Source organism: Pseudomonas sp. (genome assembly GCF_028293835.1).
In the GTDB taxonomy this organism is placed as follows: Bacteria; Pseudomonadota; Gammaproteobacteria; order Pseudomonadales; family Pseudomonadaceae; genus Aquipseudomonas.
In genome coordinates, this window is sequence record NZ_JAQGNX010000127.1 from 134691 (window position 1) to 150656 (window position 15966).

The 15966-nt window shown below is 58.5% G+C and carries 13 protein-coding genes; 5 read left to right on the forward strand and 8 right to left on the reverse strand.

The features are described 5' to 3' along the window. The first annotated feature begins 1 nt into the window (after window position 1). Window positions 2-715 carry a type VI secretion system-associated protein TagF gene (tagF, locus tag JWR17_RS18150; protein WP_299833343.1) on the forward strand — a complete coding sequence of 238 codons (714 nt, stop codon included), beginning with the start codon at window positions 2-4 and terminating at the stop codon, window positions 713-715. On the opposite strand, the gene JWR17_RS18155 is transcribed toward tagF, so the two are convergent. Continuing rightward, window positions 716-1591: a protein phosphatase 2C domain-containing protein gene (locus tag JWR17_RS18155; protein WP_299833345.1), complete on the reverse strand. Its 876-nt coding sequence runs from the start codon at window positions 1589-1591 to the stop codon at window positions 716-718. A gap of 295 nt (window positions 1592-1886) precedes the next feature. Between JWR17_RS18155 and JWR17_RS18160 the strand changes: the two genes are divergently transcribed. The 3 genes from JWR17_RS18160 to JWR17_RS18170 are packed head-to-tail and all read left to right on the forward strand — an operon-like array spanning window position 1887 to window position 5689. Further along, window positions 1887-4499, forward strand: a complete 2613-nt coding sequence (locus JWR17_RS18160; RefSeq protein ID WP_299833347.1) for a cache domain-containing protein — start codon at window positions 1887-1889, stop codon at window positions 4497-4499. A 57-nt stretch (window positions 4500-4556) separates the two neighbouring features. Then, window positions 4557-5144: a hypothetical protein gene (locus tag JWR17_RS18165; protein WP_299833348.1), complete on the forward strand. Its 588-nt coding sequence runs from the start codon at window positions 4557-4559 to the stop codon at window positions 5142-5144. Further along, on the forward strand, window positions 5141-5689 hold the full coding sequence (locus JWR17_RS18170) for a DUF4123 domain-containing protein (protein ID WP_299833350.1): 549 nt from the start codon (window positions 5141-5143) through the stop codon (window positions 5687-5689). Before JWR17_RS18165 ends, JWR17_RS18170 begins: the two co-directional genes overlap by 4 nt. 29 nt (window positions 5690-5718) lie before the next feature. Here the strand turns inward: JWR17_RS18170 and JWR17_RS18175 are convergent, their stop codons facing one another. The 7 genes from JWR17_RS18175 to JWR17_RS18205 form a co-directional block, all read right to left on the reverse strand. Then, window positions 5719-7173 (reverse strand): serine/threonine-protein kinase, encoded by a 1455-nt coding sequence (locus tag JWR17_RS18175; protein ID WP_299833352.1) that lies wholly within the window; start codon window positions 7171-7173, stop codon window positions 5719-5721. A 43-nt stretch (window positions 7174-7216) separates the two neighbouring features. Then, window positions 7217-8095 (reverse strand): DUF3365 domain-containing protein, encoded by an 879-nt coding sequence (locus JWR17_RS18180; RefSeq protein ID WP_299833354.1) that lies wholly within the window; start codon window positions 8093-8095, stop codon window positions 7217-7219. A 231-nt stretch (window positions 8096-8326) separates the two neighbouring features. Then, on the reverse strand, window positions 8327-9643 hold the full coding sequence (locus tag JWR17_RS18185) for an MFS transporter (protein ID WP_299833356.1): 1317 nt from the start codon (window positions 9641-9643) through the stop codon (window positions 8327-8329). A 107-nt stretch (window positions 9644-9750) separates the two neighbouring features. Continuing rightward, on the reverse strand, window positions 9751-10572 hold the full coding sequence (locus JWR17_RS18190) for an enoyl-CoA hydratase (RefSeq protein WP_299833358.1): 822 nt from the start codon (window positions 10570-10572) through the stop codon (window positions 9751-9753). Continuing rightward, window positions 10569-12002 (reverse strand): aldehyde dehydrogenase family protein, encoded by a 1434-nt coding sequence (locus tag JWR17_RS18195; RefSeq protein WP_299833359.1) that lies wholly within the window; start codon window positions 12000-12002, stop codon window positions 10569-10571. Before JWR17_RS18195 ends, JWR17_RS18190 begins: the two co-directional genes overlap by 4 nt. Beyond that, window positions 11999-12793: an enoyl-CoA hydratase/isomerase family protein gene (locus tag JWR17_RS18200; protein ID WP_299833361.1), complete on the reverse strand. Its 795-nt coding sequence runs from the start codon at window positions 12791-12793 to the stop codon at window positions 11999-12001. The genes JWR17_RS18195 and JWR17_RS18200 overlap by 4 nt, the downstream gene beginning before the upstream one ends. Next, window positions 12790-14880: an acetate--CoA ligase family protein gene (locus JWR17_RS18205; RefSeq protein ID WP_299833363.1), complete on the reverse strand. Its 2091-nt coding sequence runs from the start codon at window positions 14878-14880 to the stop codon at window positions 12790-12792. The genes JWR17_RS18200 and JWR17_RS18205 overlap by 4 nt, the downstream gene beginning before the upstream one ends. Window positions 14881-15046: 166 nt before the next feature. Between JWR17_RS18205 and JWR17_RS18210 the strand changes: the two genes are divergently transcribed. Further along, window positions 15047-15943, forward strand: coding sequence for a LysR family transcriptional regulator (locus JWR17_RS18210; protein WP_299833364.1), 897 nt, complete (start codon window positions 15047-15049; stop codon window positions 15941-15943). Window positions 15944-15966: the final 23 nt, after the last annotated feature.

Genomic DNA, 15966 nt, shown 5'->3' on the forward strand with positions numbered 1-15966 from the left:
TATGAACGTGCCATCTGATGCAAGTGCCGGCTTTTTCGGCAAAGTCACCAGCCACGGGGACTTCGTTTCTCGCCGTTTGCCTCCGGCCTTTGTCACACGGTGGGACGGCTGGTTGCAGTCTGTATTGCAAGCCAGTCGAGCTGACCTCGGGCCACGCTGGTCGAGCACCTACCTGAGCAGCTCGATTTGGCGTTTTGCATTGGCTCCCGGTGTATGTGACGACCGTTCATGGGCGGGACTGATGATGCCCAGCGTGGATCGGGTAGGGCGCCAGTTTCCACTGACCATCGTTGCTAGCGTGGCCGGCAATGCGCCGTTGCGCGAATGGGCGGCTGAGGCAGGTCCCTGGTTCGGTCAATTGGAGGCGTTGGCGCTCTGGTCGCTGCGCGAAGACTTTTCGCTGGAACAGTTCGATACAGCGTTGCGTGCTATCGCTGCACCCGCCACTGCAAAGCCCGCACCGATGGATGACATCACCCAAGGCGAACTCCCCATGGGCAGGGTGTTCGCACTGGCGGGGCTGGAATCGCTGCCCACGGCAGTGGCGCAGCTTGACCTCGCGTTTTCGGGGGAAAGTCTGTGGTGGACTGATGGTTCGGAGCAGGTGATGCCCTGTCTATTGCATTGTCGCGGGCTGCCAGCGATTGCTGCGTCCTCGGCGATGTTCGACGGTCAGTGGCGTGCACGAGGTTGGGAGGGCAGTGGGGCGCAATGATCAACCAGGATCGCTGTGACACAACATCAGCAACACAGTGATGTTGTCGCGCCCACCGTATTTTTTTGACAGCGTAACCAGTCGGGCGCAGTCCTGCTCCAGGGTGACTTCGCAGGTCGTGGCCAGAATTTGCTGAATCTCGGCATGGGACACCGCCCCGTGCAATCCATCGCTGCACAGCATCAACAGGTCATTGGGCTGGAGCTTGAACGTGCGGATTTCCGGGAGTACATCCGGTGTCGGGCCAAGCGCCTGAAGCAGCATGTTGCGCGGGGGAAGGTTGTCTCGGATGCCGGCGTCCAGCGCCTGTTGATACAGGGTCTGGTCGCGGGTCAATTGCATTAAGGCGCGATCGCGCAAGCAGTACAATCGACTATCGCCGACGTGGAAAAAGATCAGCTCGCCGTCAGCGAACGGGCGGCAGAAACCAGTCAGGGTCGTGCCCATGCCGCCCTCGGCGCGGTCATGAGCGAGGTTTTGCGCGTAGAGCGTCTGATTAGCGAATTCGACGGCGTCAAACATCAGCGAAACGGCCATGATGCCGAGGTCGGAGACCGTAGCGTCCTGGTCGTGATCAGCGCTGCGGGTGGCATCAGGGTCAATCGTCGCACTGTGATCGGCGGCCACATAAGGAACGCCATGGGCACGGGCCCGGCGAAGAAATTGCTGCACGGCATTCAGTGCGCCGGCACTGGCCACTTCACCCGCCGCATGACCGCCCATGCCGTCGGCAACGATAGCCAGATCCAACTTTTCGTCGATCAGGAAATTGTCTTCATTACTCCTGCGCACCGTGCCGATATCTGTGATGCCAAAGGCTGTTCCGATCGTCATGCGGTACGGGCGGCTGGGTGAGAGCGGTATCGAAGTATTCAAAGTGCCCTCATAAGATGACAGTGCCTAAGGAAGAACGTATCTGCTCCTTGAAAATCAAACCCTTGGGTGTCCGACTGGCGTGATATTCATCGTGTGAGCCGATGGCGATCAACGTATTGCATCCTGTGGTTTTTGTACAGAACGCCTGATTCATTGAGTGTGCGAAAAGCGGGCGTTATGGGTTCAAATCCATGGCGTTATGATATCTTTGCGCTCGCCATCTCTCATGTGGATGAGGTCCGGATTTTCGCGCCAATATCTGCGCACTCATGATGCACGACTGTCAGGACCGCGAATGAGTCACGATCATCCATTGAGCCCCTCTTGCGACCCGGACCTGACCGTTCCTGCCACACCTGCGGAGTTCGAGCGGCTATTCAAGGCCGCACCCTCCGATGCTCCCGTGTCAGGCGTGCACGATGAGGACGCCACGCTAGTCACAGCCCTCTACGCAGAGGACGGGACACAATTGGTTGCTCGCTCGACCGCAACCTCTCAACGCGCTGCGCCATCGAGGATTGCCCCTGCGCCGGCGATGGATGGCGGCACCCATTCGGCGTCCGTGTCGCTGTCGAACTCTCAGGTGTCGACCGGTTCTTTTTCCAACTCCTCGTCGTCTTCCCGCGGACCTTCGCAGTTGCGAATGCTGGCTCAGGAAGCAGCTGCGATGGAGTCGTTGCCCGTGCCCCACTACGTGGGTCCTTCGAGCTCGTTAGCGTTGCCTCCCGGTTTCGGTTTATTCGAATATCGTATCGACAAGGTCCTGGGGCAAGGCAGCTTCGGTATTACTTACCTCGCCACCGATGTGAACCTGAACATACAAGTCGCGATCAAGGAGTACCTGCCGAGCCATTGTGCCAGCCGCTCGGTTGATTATTCGGTGGTTGCGCGCTGGGCCGAGGCTGAAGAGTTTTATCTGGATGGCCTGGAAGCCTTTCTCATCGAAGCGCGTACCCTGGCGACCTTTCAACACCCGAACATTGTGCGTGTGGTGCGTTTTTTCGAGGCGTATCGAACGGCCTATATGGTGCTCGATTACGAGCAGGGGCATTCCCTGAAGCACTGGTGGGTGGCGTCGCGTGCCTCTCGGGAAGCCTGGCTGGTAGAGCTGTTGCAGCCTTTGCTCGATGGACTTGCGTTGGTACATGAGGCCGGTTATCTGCACCGGGACATCAAACCGGACAACATTTATGCAGGGCTGGACGGTGGCCGCCTGGTTTTGCTGGATTTCGGAGCCGCACGTTTGGCTGCAGGTGGTGAGCAAGCGGTGGCTGATGTACTGACTCCTGGGTATGCACCCGCTGAACAATACAACGGTGGCGCCCAAGGACCCTGGACGGATATCTACGCCTTCGGCGCCACCTTGTATTGGATGATCACCGGCAAGAAACCCGAGGCGGCGCCCGCCCGGCTGTCTGGCGAAGTCACGATGGTCGCTGCCGTGGAGGCGGGCGCCGGGCGTTATGGAACTCCTTTCCTGGCTGCCATTGACTGGGCGCTGCAACCCGAAGCTGCCAGACGCCCGCAAAACGTGCAGGATTTTGCCAACGCCTTATTCGCGGGTCATGCCGGCACGCTCAACCTGCAAGAGGCACTGCACAACAGTTCTCACAGCAGTCGTGTTTATGGGGCGCCAGCGTCGCGGCTGTCTTTTTGGCGTAGAACCGGGCGTCTGATTCAGCGCGTGCTGCATCCCAACGGCTGGCCGCTGATGCTGAAAATGACGATGCTAATGATGATGGCGGCCTTGATGCCGATGACAATCACCGCCTATTACAACCTGCACGGTTCCAGGGTGGCGATGACCGCCAACGAACAGCAGAACCTTGAAAGCCTGGCGCTGAGTACTGCGGGGCGCATCTCGCAACTGATTGGTGACAGCCGTCACCTCGCCGCTTATCTGGCCAGCGACGTGCGCTTCATTGACTATCTGAAAGATCCAACACCCGACAAAGGATCCGCGCTCCAGGCACGCCTGATGAATCTGGTCGACAGTAACCCGGATGTGCAGTTGGCGTTTTTGATGACCAGCGATGGCAGCGTGCCGGTGTCGAGCGACCCGGAAGTAGCGGGAATGAGTTTCGGCTTTCGCGAATATTTCCAACGGGCGATGGCGGGGGAGTCGTACACCTCAAACGTGGTGCTTGGCACCACCACTGGCACCGCAGGCATGTTTTTTTCCAACCCGGTACGAGACGCCGATGGCACCATAGTCGGCGTGATGGTGCTGCGCCTGAAGGCTACGTCGATCAGAGCCGTTCTTGATGAAGTGCAGGCCGGTGGCGACGAAAGCATTCCGATGATGATCGACGCCGATGGCGTGCTGATCGCTTATCCGGATGAGAAACGGCTCTATAGCACGCTGCGCGCCTTGCCCAATGAGACGTTGGTGCGCTTCGTCGCCGATCAACGTTTCAAGCGAAGCAGTTTCGATGACCTGCAAATGCCTGAGTTGGCGCAGGCGCTGATTGGTGCCAATAAGGTCGGCAACGTCAGTTATCACTCTACGCTGAGCGGCCTTGATGAATACGCGGGATTTGCGCCTGTCAAAGGCACCGGGCTGGTGGTCGCCATGAGCGAATCACGCGCTCAATTTGAGGCACCGCTGCGACGGCTGGTGCGCAATGTGCTGTACAGCGTACTCGCCGTAGGCTTGATTTTCCTGGTGTTGGTTATAGGACTGGCACGCGGCGTCGTTCGTCCGGTACTGCGTCTGATAACAGCCACTGAGGCGTTGAAGAACGGCAATTTCGAAAAGGCCAGGATCGAGGTCAGCCCGGGTCGTCACATTGACGAAATCGGCCGACTGTCCCGCACTTTCAACGTGATGATCGACGTGCTGCGCCAGCGTGAGCGAGAACGCGAACAGACCGGCCAGCGTCGACGGGGTCGTAGCCGTAAGGAGTGAACAGGCGACAGGTCTTGAGCCTGTGCAGACCCTGTGAAGCCCACACCAAGGAAGACGATGCGCATGGTGTTTTACGATCAAAGTCGACGCTTCCATATTCTAAGCGATGGCAATCTACTTCTGAGCCGGTGCCCTGGGGCCCAGGACGATTCTCAATCTAGCACCGTCATCAGTGATGAATGGCAGGCCAAAAGCTTTATCCGCAGGTGTTTTCCGGATTCGTTCGCGCTTATCCGCCTGCGCGATGCGCTGGCCCGGGATCTTTTCAACGCGACCCGATATTCCGACGATCATGTTGTCAGGGAGGCCGCTTTGCGTCTGGTCAGCGGCGCCTGGAGAGTGGTCTATGAAGAGGTCGAGGGTTCAACGGTGACCGCTTCAACAGTAAGCGCACCGGTGCCGTACCTCAAGCCGGTGCCTGGCATGCGCCAACCGGTAACTGCCCCCAGACCGGCCGCCGTCGCCAGGCAGGCTCCGGTTCTGGTCCCTTCGGAAGAAGCCTCACCGCCTGGGTCGGAGTGGCCGGAAGACGCCGATCAGATCGCCCAGGCTGACACGCTTATCAAAGCGGCGCGCCTGGGCACGCCTTTTTGCGAACCCTGCGCCGCGAAGGCAAGGGCCGTCCCGGAGAGACTCGCGTCGTGAATGAACCCACCCTTGCGCAGTTGACCCAGCTGCTCTGGCCGAACGGCGACCACCTGCAGAGCCCACAAGTGTACTGGTTGCTCGACGGCGCACGGGATCCAGACATCGCCGGTCTGGTACGGTTCGGGAATCTGGAGCATGCGTGCCTGTTTACGGGACGGCTTCATCCACGTTTACAGGCGGCCGCTCCGTACCTCGTGCATTTGTCAGCAGGTTCGCCGACGACCAACCTGCTGCTTGGCCGTGGTTGGGGGAAGGCATGGGGCATTCTGATTGTTGCGCCGCCCAATGTGACGCTGAATCAGCAGCGGCTGCACTTCAAAAAATTGTTGCGGGTCCAGACGGAAGACCGCCGCGAACTTGTCTTTCGCTTTTACGACCCGCGTGTCCTGAATCTATATTTGCCAACGTGTACGAGGGAAGAGTGTCGTACCGTTTTCGGCCCTGTGAGCCGATTCGTTGCAGAAGAGCAAATGGGACGTGCCGTCCGCGTATTTGAATTCCAGAGTGACGATTTGCGTTTCCAGGAGCATTCACTGTCCTGAGGGTCTCCGCCTTGCCAGCACAATAGGCGTCAGGCGTTTTTGGCTTCGCTGAGGAAGCGGCTGCGCTCGGCTGGCACCTCGATGTGCTCCGCCAACAGGTCGAGAAAGGCTGTCTTGTCGTTGGTCTGACGCAAGGCTCGCTTGACCACGACCTTGGCGATGGGTCCGATGAACACGGTCAGGCGCTGGGTCATAGCGTCGGCGTAAGCGGCGTCGAAGATCACCGGCGCCTGCACCTGGTTTACCGCCCAGGCCGGCGGGTTCAAGCCGCTGCCACTTATTGCCTGGCTGCGAAGCCGGTTGCCGGTTGCGGTACCGTTGGCGAGCAATTTTTTCTTGATGCCGGCAACGGCACTCTGGAACTGCACGCGCCCGACTTCTGACGGGATATGCGCCAGCAGCGATTCACACAGCTCATCGATGCCCTCAGCCTTGGACGCGGTCTTCTTCAGCAGCAGTTTAGCGATGGGGCCTATCTGCCGTGACAATACGCTCTCAAGTTCGGCAAAGGCTTCCTGTTTCCAGGGCGTAACGGTTTCGATGCCGCTGCTCGATGACGTGCCGACGGAGTAGGTGGGCGGCGTCGCTGCCACCATGTCGAGACGTACCTGGGCCACCATTTGGGTATGTTCGGCAATCGCCAGGGTGGTGGCGTCGGGATCGAAGTCACCCTCCCGTTGAGCCGTTTCCAGCGCTTGGAGGAACGCCTGCGCCGAGGCAAATCGATCGTCCGCTACCTTGGCGATAGCCTTTTCCATAACCCGGTCGAACGCCGGGCTCAGTGCTGGGTTCAGACTGGAAGGAGGCGCCGGTTCCTGGCTGAGGATCTGCTGCATGACCACGGCAGTAGATCCCGTGAAGGGACGTACTCCGGTCAGCAACTGGTACAGCACGATACCGGCCGAGAACAGATCGCTGCGGCCATCGACGGTTGCCCCGCGGATCTGCTCGGGTGACATGTAGCTCGGCGTGCCTATCATCGAGCCAACCTGGGTCAGGGTCGAAGATTCGATTCGGGCGATGCCGAAATCACTGATTTTGACCTGTGCCATATGGGTGATCAGCAAATTCGCCGGTTTGATGTCACGGTGTACCACGCCGCGTTCATGGGCGTAGGCCAGCGCCCGTAGCAGGTCTGCCATCCACAATGCAACACGGGCTGGGGCGGTGGGGCGATCGGCGACCATCAACGTATTGAGCGGCGTGCCGTCGACGAATTCCATGGCGATGTAAGCCGAATCTGGGTCTTCGCCGTAATCATAAACCGCGACGATATTCGGGTGATTCAGGCGCCCGGCGGCCTGGGCCTCTTTTTTGAAACGTCCGACTATCTCGTCTTGCTCGGCGTCGCTAAACAGCTCCTTACGAATGGTCTTGAGCGCCACGACGCGTTCGATGAACGGGTCGAATGCCTTGTACACCACGCCCATGGCGCCTTTGCCGAGAACACTGTCGATGCGGTATTTGCCCAGGTATTCAGTCATTGATGGCAGCTCTAGGTACACCGGCAGATATGAGATTAGTCATTCAGTCCTCAAGCATCTTCATGGCGCTGGCCAGGCTCGTGCGCATGCGGCTGAATGAGCGCGCCAGGACCGAGAGCTCATCGTTGCCCTTGACGTCCAGTTCCTCGGCATCCACTTGGCCCAGGCTGACCTGATCGGCGAGTCGTGACATCTGTGTGATGCGACGGGTCACGAACAGGTGCACCATGATGTTGAGCGCAATAAACAGGAAGATGAATATCCCCAGCATCGACACCATGTAGCTGCGCAGCATCAGGTTGGCACGATGGAGTGGTACGTCCATGGGCACCGAGACTACTTGGGCGCCAATGATTTCCATGTGCTTCCAGCCAAAGCCATTGGCCCGTCCGTAGATGTCCAGCATAGTCTTGGGCGCGGCATCCGGTGTGCTGTGGCATTGCAGGCATGCTTCGTTTTTGATTTGCATGGGTTGCGCGACATACAGCGCGGAGCCTGTGGACGTCAGGCGCTCGCCCACCAGCTCCGTCAGGCCTGGTTTGGCGCGCAGCGTGTTGATCAGATCGGCCTCCCAATCGGCGGCGCGGTCACGCAGGTTGGTCGGGTTCAGCGTAGCTTCTTTGTAGCTGAACTCGGGATAGGAGGCGAGCAACTGGCCCAGGTGCTCGGTGGCCGCATACGAAGGAACCGATTGCGGCACGAACTCCGTTTGCAGGCGCTCCTGCAGCAGCGGTACGATCTGGGTGGTGGTGTAGGAGCGAGCTGCCATGGCCGCTTGCATCAACAGGCGGGCATTTTGCAGCGTTTCCTGGCGGGCATTTTCTTGAAGCATGTAGTTGGTGACAGCCGTGGCCGACGCGAACCCTACGCCGAAGGTGATCAAAAATACGATGTTGAATTTTGCCGCCAGCGACAATTTCATGGTGGGCCTTGAGTGCAGAATCAGGTTGGTTTGCGTGGAGCGAGGCTGCACTCAAAAGCCCCCGTGCTCGCCGCATGCGCCCACGCAAAATGTTGGGTATTTACGTGGCTCACGCGTGGGAGCGACAGGATATGGCAGGTCGCCATATTACAGGATTACGTAGCGTTTAAAAGGGTGGTTGGGGCTGTCTCTTAAACGCTGCTGGACACTCTGCGGCGGGCGGTGTGCTATTCATCTATTTACCATTTTTGCCGGCACGAAAAGCAATATTGCCATCGCTGAAACAAACACACAGGCAGCTACAATCACCAGGCCGCTGGTCATCGATTGCGTCAAGTCTTTCAAAGCGCCAAGTAGAGCCGGGCCAACGAAGCTCGCCAGGTTGCCAGTAGAGTTGATCAGTGCAATGCCGGCCGCCGCACCTGCGCCGCCCAGAAAAGAAGTGGGTAAAGCCCAGAACATTGGCAGGGAAGTAATAATCCCTGCGGTGGCAATAATCAGTCCGGTAATGGCTAGCCACGGTGTTGACGGGAAAAATGCGCAGATCAGGAAACCGGGTACGGCCACCAGCAGCGGGATGACTGCGTGCCAGCGTCGTTCACGATGGCGGTCGGAGCTTTTACCCGCCAGATACATGCCTAGCAATGCTGCCAGATAAGGCACTGCCGAAAGGGCCCCCACCATGCGGGGGTCAGCGATACCCGAGTTACTGATAATACTTGGCTGCCAGAACCCGATGGTGCTGGTGCCCATGACCAGTAAAAACAGAATCCCGCACATCAACCAGACTTTGCCGCCCAACAATCCCTGGCGTACGGAACTGTGGGTTTTGGTGCTGTTGTCGTGCTTTATTTCTTGCGCGACCAACGCTCTTTCATCGTTGCTCAGCCACCGAGCGTCGGTGACTTTGTCGGTGAGGAAAAACAACACAACAATACCGAGGAGAAGTGCAGGTGCGGCTTCGATAATGAATAGCCACTGCCAGCCTGCCAATCCTTGTACGGCGTTCATGGCATGCAGGATATAGCCCGATACCAGGCCACCCAATATTCCTGAGACGGGGTTTCCTGCCATCAATAACGCGACCATTTTTCCACGACGATGGGCTGGAAACCACAGGGTGAGATAGAGCACGATGCCGGGGAAAAATCCGGCTTCAGCAATCCCCAGAAAAAAACGCAGTATGTAGAATTGCATCGGCGTATGGACCAGCGCAGTAGCGGCCGAGATCAGTGACCACGTGATCATGATCCGGGCGATCCAGCGTCGCGCGCCCACCCTGTGCAAGATCATGTTGCTGGGCACTTCGGCGAAGAAGTAACCAATGAAGAAAATACCGGCGCCAAGGCCGTACACCGCGTTGCTGAACGACAAATCATTGAGCATAGTCAGCTTGGCGAAGCCGACGTTGATTCTGTCCAGATAACTGACGACGTAGCAAAGAAACAGCAGCGGCATGAAGCGCCACATTATTTTCTTGAACGTTGATTCCGCCAGCGTTCGGCTGATTTCGCCGACGTGCTGCTCTGCTGTGTTGAGAATAGTCATCGCTGACTCCTGATTATTTTTATGGAGTACTCGTGATATCAGTGCCCTGTGATCGCCAGCGAAGGGGTCGTTGGCGATTGTGGCAGTTTTGAATGTTTCCTTAAAAATCAGCTTCCGCTGAAGCGCGCCGGTCGCCGTTCTATGAAATGCGCTACACCTTCCGTGAAGTCGTCGCTCTGGATACTCAGAAACATCTCGCGATTGGCTAGCGCAATGGACTCGGCAAGGGTCTGGAAAGGCGATTCACCCAACTGCTGTTTGATCACCCGCACAGACCGAGGCGAGACATTCAGCGCCAGGTCTTCGGCGTAAATCAGCGTTTGATCCAGCAAGGTATCCGGCGAAAACAGCCGCTCGACCAAGCCCATGCTCAAGGCTTCCTGAGCCGTGACCTTGCGTGACGAGAACAACAAGTCGGCGGCGTGCCCAGGCCCGACAATGCGCGGCAGTAAGTAGGCGATACCGTGTTCAGCGATCAACCCGCGCTTGGCGAAGGCCGTGGAAAATATGGCCTTATCGCTGGCAAATCGCATGTCGCTGTATAACGCGAGTACCAATCCCAGACCCGCGACAGCACCGTTGATGGCACTGATGATGGGTTTGCGTACTGCAGGAAAATACGAATAGCGGCTTTGATAGTCAGCTCGGCGATTCATGTCATACGGCCGCATCCACGCCATCTCGCTGATGTCGTCGGGCGGCAATACTTCAAGTTCATCGATGTCCATGCCAGCACAAAATGCTCGGCCGTTGCCGGTCATCACGATGACCCGAACGCTGTCATCGCGATCCAGCTGAGCAAACACTTCCCGCAGCTCGGCTTCCATGACTTTGGTCAATGCGTTCATTTTGTCGGGTCGCATCAGCGTGACGACCGCAACGCGCTCTTGCTCGCCGAAGCGGCTGAGTTCTATCTGGGTGAAGGTCATGATTTATCCCTCGCAACGGGCATCTGAATGGCACGTATTTCCACGAACTCCTCGATACCAAATGTTCCGCCTTCACGCCCCAAGCCAGAGTCGCCGAAGCCGCCGAAGGGCGCTGCCGCGTTATAGGGCGCGCCATTAACGTCGACCTGGCCGGCGCGCAATTGGCGTGCGAGCGTTAACCCCTGGTCGATTTCGCCTGCCCATACCGCAGCGGCCAATCCATAGGCGGTGCCGTTGGCAATGTCCACTGCCTGCTGTTCGTTTTCATAAGTGATGACGCTTAGCACCGGGCCAAATACTTCCTGCTGCGCCAGTGCCGAACCTGCTGGCACACGACCGAAAATCGTAGGCGCGATGAAGTAGCCATTTGCAGGTATTGCCGCTTGGCTGCCGCCGGCAATCAGGTCGAACCCTTGGGATTCGCTGTCGGCGATGAACGCCCGTACACGATCCCGATGGGCCGCAGAAACCAGTGGCCCCATGCGGGTGGCTGGGTCCAAAGGATCCCCCAACGTCAGCCGCGTTACGGCGTCAGCGAGCAAGTCGCGATAGATGTCGTACAGCTCAGCTGGAACGAGCAAGCGGGTCAGTGAATTGCACGATTGTCCCGAGTTGAGGAAACACGAGCCAACGACCTGGCGGACTACGCTTTCGGGAGACGCATCTGGTGTCGCGATGCACGCGGACTTGCCGCCCAGCTCCAGGGAAACACGCTTCAGAGCCTGGCCGGCAGAGGCGGCGATGCGGCGACCAACTGCGGTAGAGCCGGTGAACGACAATAAGGCGACATCCGGATGATCGACGAGCGCCTGGCCGGTGGCCGCATCGCCCAGAACGATGTTCAACACGCCATCAGGCAGGCCGGCTGCGAGCGCCGCTTCACCCAATGCACGCGCGGTGCATGGCGCCAATTCCGACGGTTTGAGTACCACGGTGCAGCCGGCAACCAACGCTGCGGCAACCTTGCCGGTCATCTGGTGCAGGGGATAATTCCACGGCGTAATTGCGCCGACCACTCCGACCGGAACATGGGTGATCGTGGAGTGACCGACAAAGGTGTCTGCCAGCGTCTCGACGGCCAGATCGGCTGTCCCACGCCATGCAAGAATGGGCGCCTGCACTTGAATTCTGTGGGACAGCTTGAGTGGCATGCCGACCTCGGCGGCGATCCCTTGTGCAAGCTGTTCAACCTGCTCTTCGAGTTGATCGGCGATAGCGCGCACATAGTCAGCGCGTGTGCTGACCGGTAACCTCGACCATGATGCAAACGCTTTTTTCGCAGCCCGGACGGCGAGGTCGATTTCCCCGCAGGTGCCATGGGCTACCTGCGCAAGCTCGGCTTCTGTTGCAGAGTTATAGAGGGGTGTGGTTTCGGCAGATTGCGCCGCGATCCACGACCCATTGATCAGGTGGTGTTGATAGGCAGTCATGGCTTGGTTCCTTTGCGTGAACGGGCGTCTATAAACGCACTCATCAAGGTCTGCGGTTCACCGCTGGCGTAACATTCGAGCTGTGCCCGAATGCCAGCAGTACAGGCTTCGTCGAAGCCCGGTTGAGTCATCGCCCGAAAGCGTTGTTTGGACAAACGAACGGCGGTTGCCGGGTGCTGCGCCATCGATCGGGCGCGAGCAAGCGCCGCATCTAGCAGGTCAGCGGTCTGCAGCTCTGTGATCAGTCCGATTTCATAAGCACGCTGCCCATTAATCAGTTCGCCTGACAAAGACATCTGCGTGTTGTGGGTCAGGCCCACATGCAGCGACAGTAGATATGAGCCGACAATGCTGGCGAGGCCGGCTTTTACCTCGGGTTGACCGATCCGCGCGTTGGGCGAGGCCATCCGCCAATCAGCGCACAGCGCCAACTGCATACCCGCACCGGCGGCCACGCCGTTAATCGCGACCACGCAGGGCTTGTCCAGGTCGCGTACTGCCTGATACATGGCGCGTTGCGCGGTGAGCCAAGGCGCGATCTGTTGCCATTCAATAGCGCTGGCTTCTTCCAGGTCCTGACCGGCGCAAAACGCTCGGTCTCCGGCGCCGGTCAGCACAATCGCGCCAACAGTCGGGTCTTGATTAAGCTGCTCCAGCGTTGCGATTAATGCGCAACGCAGGCTCTGATTGACCGCGTTCAAATTGGCGGGGCGATTAAGCGTCACTAGCGCAACCTGATCTTCGATTTCAACCAACACGCTGCGTTGGTTATCGACCCTGGTGATGCTCATGGTGCCTCCCGGTATTCGATAACTGCGTCAACAGCCACTACGCCTTCGGCCATAACCATGACCGGATTAATATCGACGCTCAGCAGGTTGGCCTGGTGTTGCAGGGCAAAGTTGCCCAGTGCCACCGCCGCTCTGGCCAGCGCAGGCGCGTCCAGTGCAGGTTGACCGCGAGCGCCCTTGAGTACCGGTGCGATACGCAGTCGACCGATTGCCTCCAGGGCCTGGGCCTCATTGAACGGGGCGAGCAACGACACGGAGTCGTTGCGAATCTCCACCAGGGTGCCGCCTTCGCCGATCACCACCAGTGGACCGAACAGCGGATCGACGACGACACCGAGCATGAATTCATGCAGCCCCTTGACTGAGCGGGCAACGATTAGCCGTCCATGGGGCACACCCAGCTTGTCCAGCGCTCCCAGGCATTTACGTGCTGCGTCTAAAGCGGCCTTTGGATCAGCAAGGTTGAGGTGCACCAAGCCGTGCTCACTTTTATGCGGCACCTGCGCAGCGCAACCTTTGATCACGACGCGCCCGCCAAAGTCAGCGGTGATACGCGCCGCGTTCTCGGGGTCGTGGCACACCTGGTGTTGGACCACCGGCACGCCGGCATTTGCCAGCAGGGCCAAGCTGTCGGCCTCGTCGAGCAGGCCGGCGTATGCAGCCGGCTGCGAAGCAAAAGGGGTGGGAACGGATGAGCCGTTCCACTGACAGTGCCGGGCATACTGACGAAGCGCTGACACTGCATCACTTTCGTTGCGAAAGCTCGGTACGCCTGCCTGGTGAAAAATCCCTCGAACATCTGCCTGTGGCGCCGTCATGACGACGGGTTTGCCAGTGCGCTGCATAAATTGCGCAGTGGTCTGGGCAAGTCCCGGCACATCGTAGCCTGGGCCCGCCACCGGTATGCCTATGAGAAACATGTCAGCGTCAGGGTCGTCGCCGAGGGCCTCCAGAACCCGCGGAAACATCTCTCCATTGCCCAGCAGAGCGGCCGTCAGATCCAATGGGTTAGCGGCGTTGGCGAAGTCGGGAATGAGCCCTTTGAGGCGTTCGCAAGTAGCAACAGCCAGCTCAGTCAGTGCCAGTCCGACACGGTCTGCGGCGTCCGCACACAGCACGCCGACGGCACCGCTGTGGCTCATGACTACGGTACGGCCTGCGCCCGGCTCAAAGCCATTCAGGTACAGCGGCGCGGCGTTGACCAACTCATGAATATCATGGGCGCGCCAGATGCCGTGCTTATCGAGAAAGGCGTTCAAGGCGCCGTCCTGACCGACCATGGCGCCCGTATGAGACGCGGCGGCGGCGGCGCCCTTATCGCTGACGCCTCCTTTAAGCAACACAATGTGGCAGCCGTTTTGACGACCTGCATAGGCGGCTTCTGCCAGTAATCGCGGATTGGAGACGGTTTCGACGTATACCAGAATCAGGCGAATCTGCGGGTCGTCAACCAGTAGCCGGGTCAGTTCGGAGACACCCAAATCAGCATCGTTGCCGGTGGCGGCCACATAACGAACGCCATAGCCCTGTTCACGCAGCATCGCGTAAGGCATGACGCTCGCCGCACCGCTTTGGCTTACGATCGCGATCGGCCCGTCTGCTGGCATCACTTCCATGAACATGGTGCTGAAATTCAACACGGCACCGTTGGAAAAATTGGCAAAGCCTTGTGCGTTGGGTCCGATCAATCGCATCCCATGCAAGCGCGCAAAGTGGACAATATCATTTTGTAACTGGCGACCCATCTCACCGGTTTCGGCAAAGCCGGACGCCATCACCACTGCGGTGGCTACGCCTAATCGAGCGCAGTCCTTGATTGCTTGGACTGCGGCCAAGCCAGAAACCGCGATGATTGCTGTGTCTGGAACGAGATCAAGTGCGGCCAGGTTGGGATAGCACTGAATCCCTTGTACTGATTCGCGCTTGGGATTGATGGGTAAAATGCGGCCGGTATAACCGAACTTGAGCAGGTAATGAACGGGTCGTCCGCCCACTTTATTGGGATCGTCCGACGCGCCAATGATAGCGACGCTGGAAGGGTCCAGCAGCGATGCCGCTGCCGAGCCAGTTTTATTGTTATGGGCCATAGGGCTCTCGATTCTGAGGGTGACTTCAGGGCTGATTCCGAGTCTATGGATCGGGGATGGCATCTGGAAGTGTCATATGAGCGATATCAGATAGACCGAAAAGAGATGGCTGCATGGCAATGAGTGGTTTATGTTCTGGTCACGAAAAGACGTAAGAGCGCACCCCATGAATCTCAAACAGCTACAAAGCGTGCTGCTGATGGACGAGTTGGGCTCTATCTCCAGGACCGCCGTTGCGTTAGGTACCGCTCAATCACTGGTCAGCCGCCAACTGGCTCAGCTAGAAGTCGAGTGGGGCGATCAATTGTTTGTGCGCACGGGGCGGGGACTAGTGCTGTCTGACTTTGGGCGGCTTGTTCTGCCGCAGATCCGTCTGCTGCTGGATCAAGCAGAACGGTTGGAGACCCTGGTTAGAGAGTCCGCAGGCATACCAGCAGGCACCGTACATATTGGCGTTCTTCCCTCCATGTCCCGCAGGCTATTACCCTCGTTGTTCGCCCAGTTACGAATTCATGCCCCGGCTGTGCGCCTTCACGTCGTTGAGGGTTTCAGTGGCGACCTGGATGAAAAACTGGCATCAGGTGAGCTCGATTTGATCATTGTTAACCGCTATGGCGTTTCCAACGCCCGGGATGAAGAAACGTTGGGCATCGTTGACACTTATCTGGTTGGAAAGGCCGGGAGCCTGTCGGCCCATCAACCGCAGGTACACTTCGCCGCCTTATCGGATTTCCCGCTGATTCTGCCGTCGCGTCCCAACGGATTGAGAACCACGCTCGATCAGTTGGCGCGCAAGCACCAGGTCACATTAAACGTAGTCATCGAGGTGGATACGTTGAACGCCATGAAAGATGTCGCGGCGGGGGGTGAAGCGTTCACCATCCTGCCGCTTCTGGCCGTACAAGAGGATGTCGAGCGTGGGCTGCTGGACGCGGTGCAAATTTGCAGACCGGATATCAAACGAACGATCGCATTGGCGTTCACCCATCAACATCCACTGTCCAAAGCCGCCAGGGTCGTAGGCAGTTATGTCCGGGAACTGGCTAAACCGCTTCTCGTCTAGATTGCGTTAGTACCCAAAGGACC

Excerpts from the sequence above, each read along its gene's own strand:
- JWR17_RS18195 (WP_299833359.1), bottom strand. The coding sequence starts at position 12,002 with ATGACTGCCTATCAACACCACCTGATCAATGGGTCGTGGATCGCGGCG.
- JWR17_RS18160 (WP_299833347.1), top strand. The coding sequence starts at position 1,887 with ATGAGTCACGATCATCCATTGAGCCCCTCTTGCGACCCGGACCTGACC.
- JWR17_RS18165 (WP_299833348.1), top strand. The coding sequence starts at position 4,557 with ATGCGCATGGTGTTTTACGATCAAAGTCGACGCTTCCATATTCTAAGC.
- JWR17_RS18185 (WP_299833356.1), bottom strand. The coding sequence starts at position 9,643 with ATGACTATTCTCAACACAGCAGAGCAGCACGTCGGCGAAATCAGCCGA.
- JWR17_RS18190 (WP_299833358.1), bottom strand. The coding sequence starts at position 10,572 with ATGACCTTCACCCAGATAGAACTCAGCCGCTTCGGCGAGCAAGAGCGC.
- JWR17_RS18210 (WP_299833364.1), top strand. The coding sequence starts at position 15,047 with ATGAATCTCAAACAGCTACAAAGCGTGCTGCTGATGGACGAGTTGGGC.
- JWR17_RS18205 (WP_299833363.1), bottom strand. The coding sequence starts at position 14,880 with ATGGCCCATAACAATAAAACTGGCTCGGCAGCGGCATCGCTGCTGGAC.
- JWR17_RS18180 (WP_299833354.1), bottom strand. The coding sequence starts at position 8,095 with ATGAAATTGTCGCTGGCGGCAAAATTCAACATCGTATTTTTGATCACC.
- JWR17_RS18175 (WP_299833352.1), bottom strand. The coding sequence starts at position 7,173 with ATGACTGAATACCTGGGCAAATACCGCATCGACAGTGTTCTCGGCAAA.
- JWR17_RS18200 (WP_299833361.1), bottom strand. The coding sequence starts at position 12,793 with ATGAGCATCACCAGGGTCGATAACCAACGCAGCGTGTTGGTTGAAATC.
- tagF (WP_299833343.1), top strand. The coding sequence starts at position 2 with ATGAACGTGCCATCTGATGCAAGTGCCGGCTTTTTCGGCAAAGTCACC.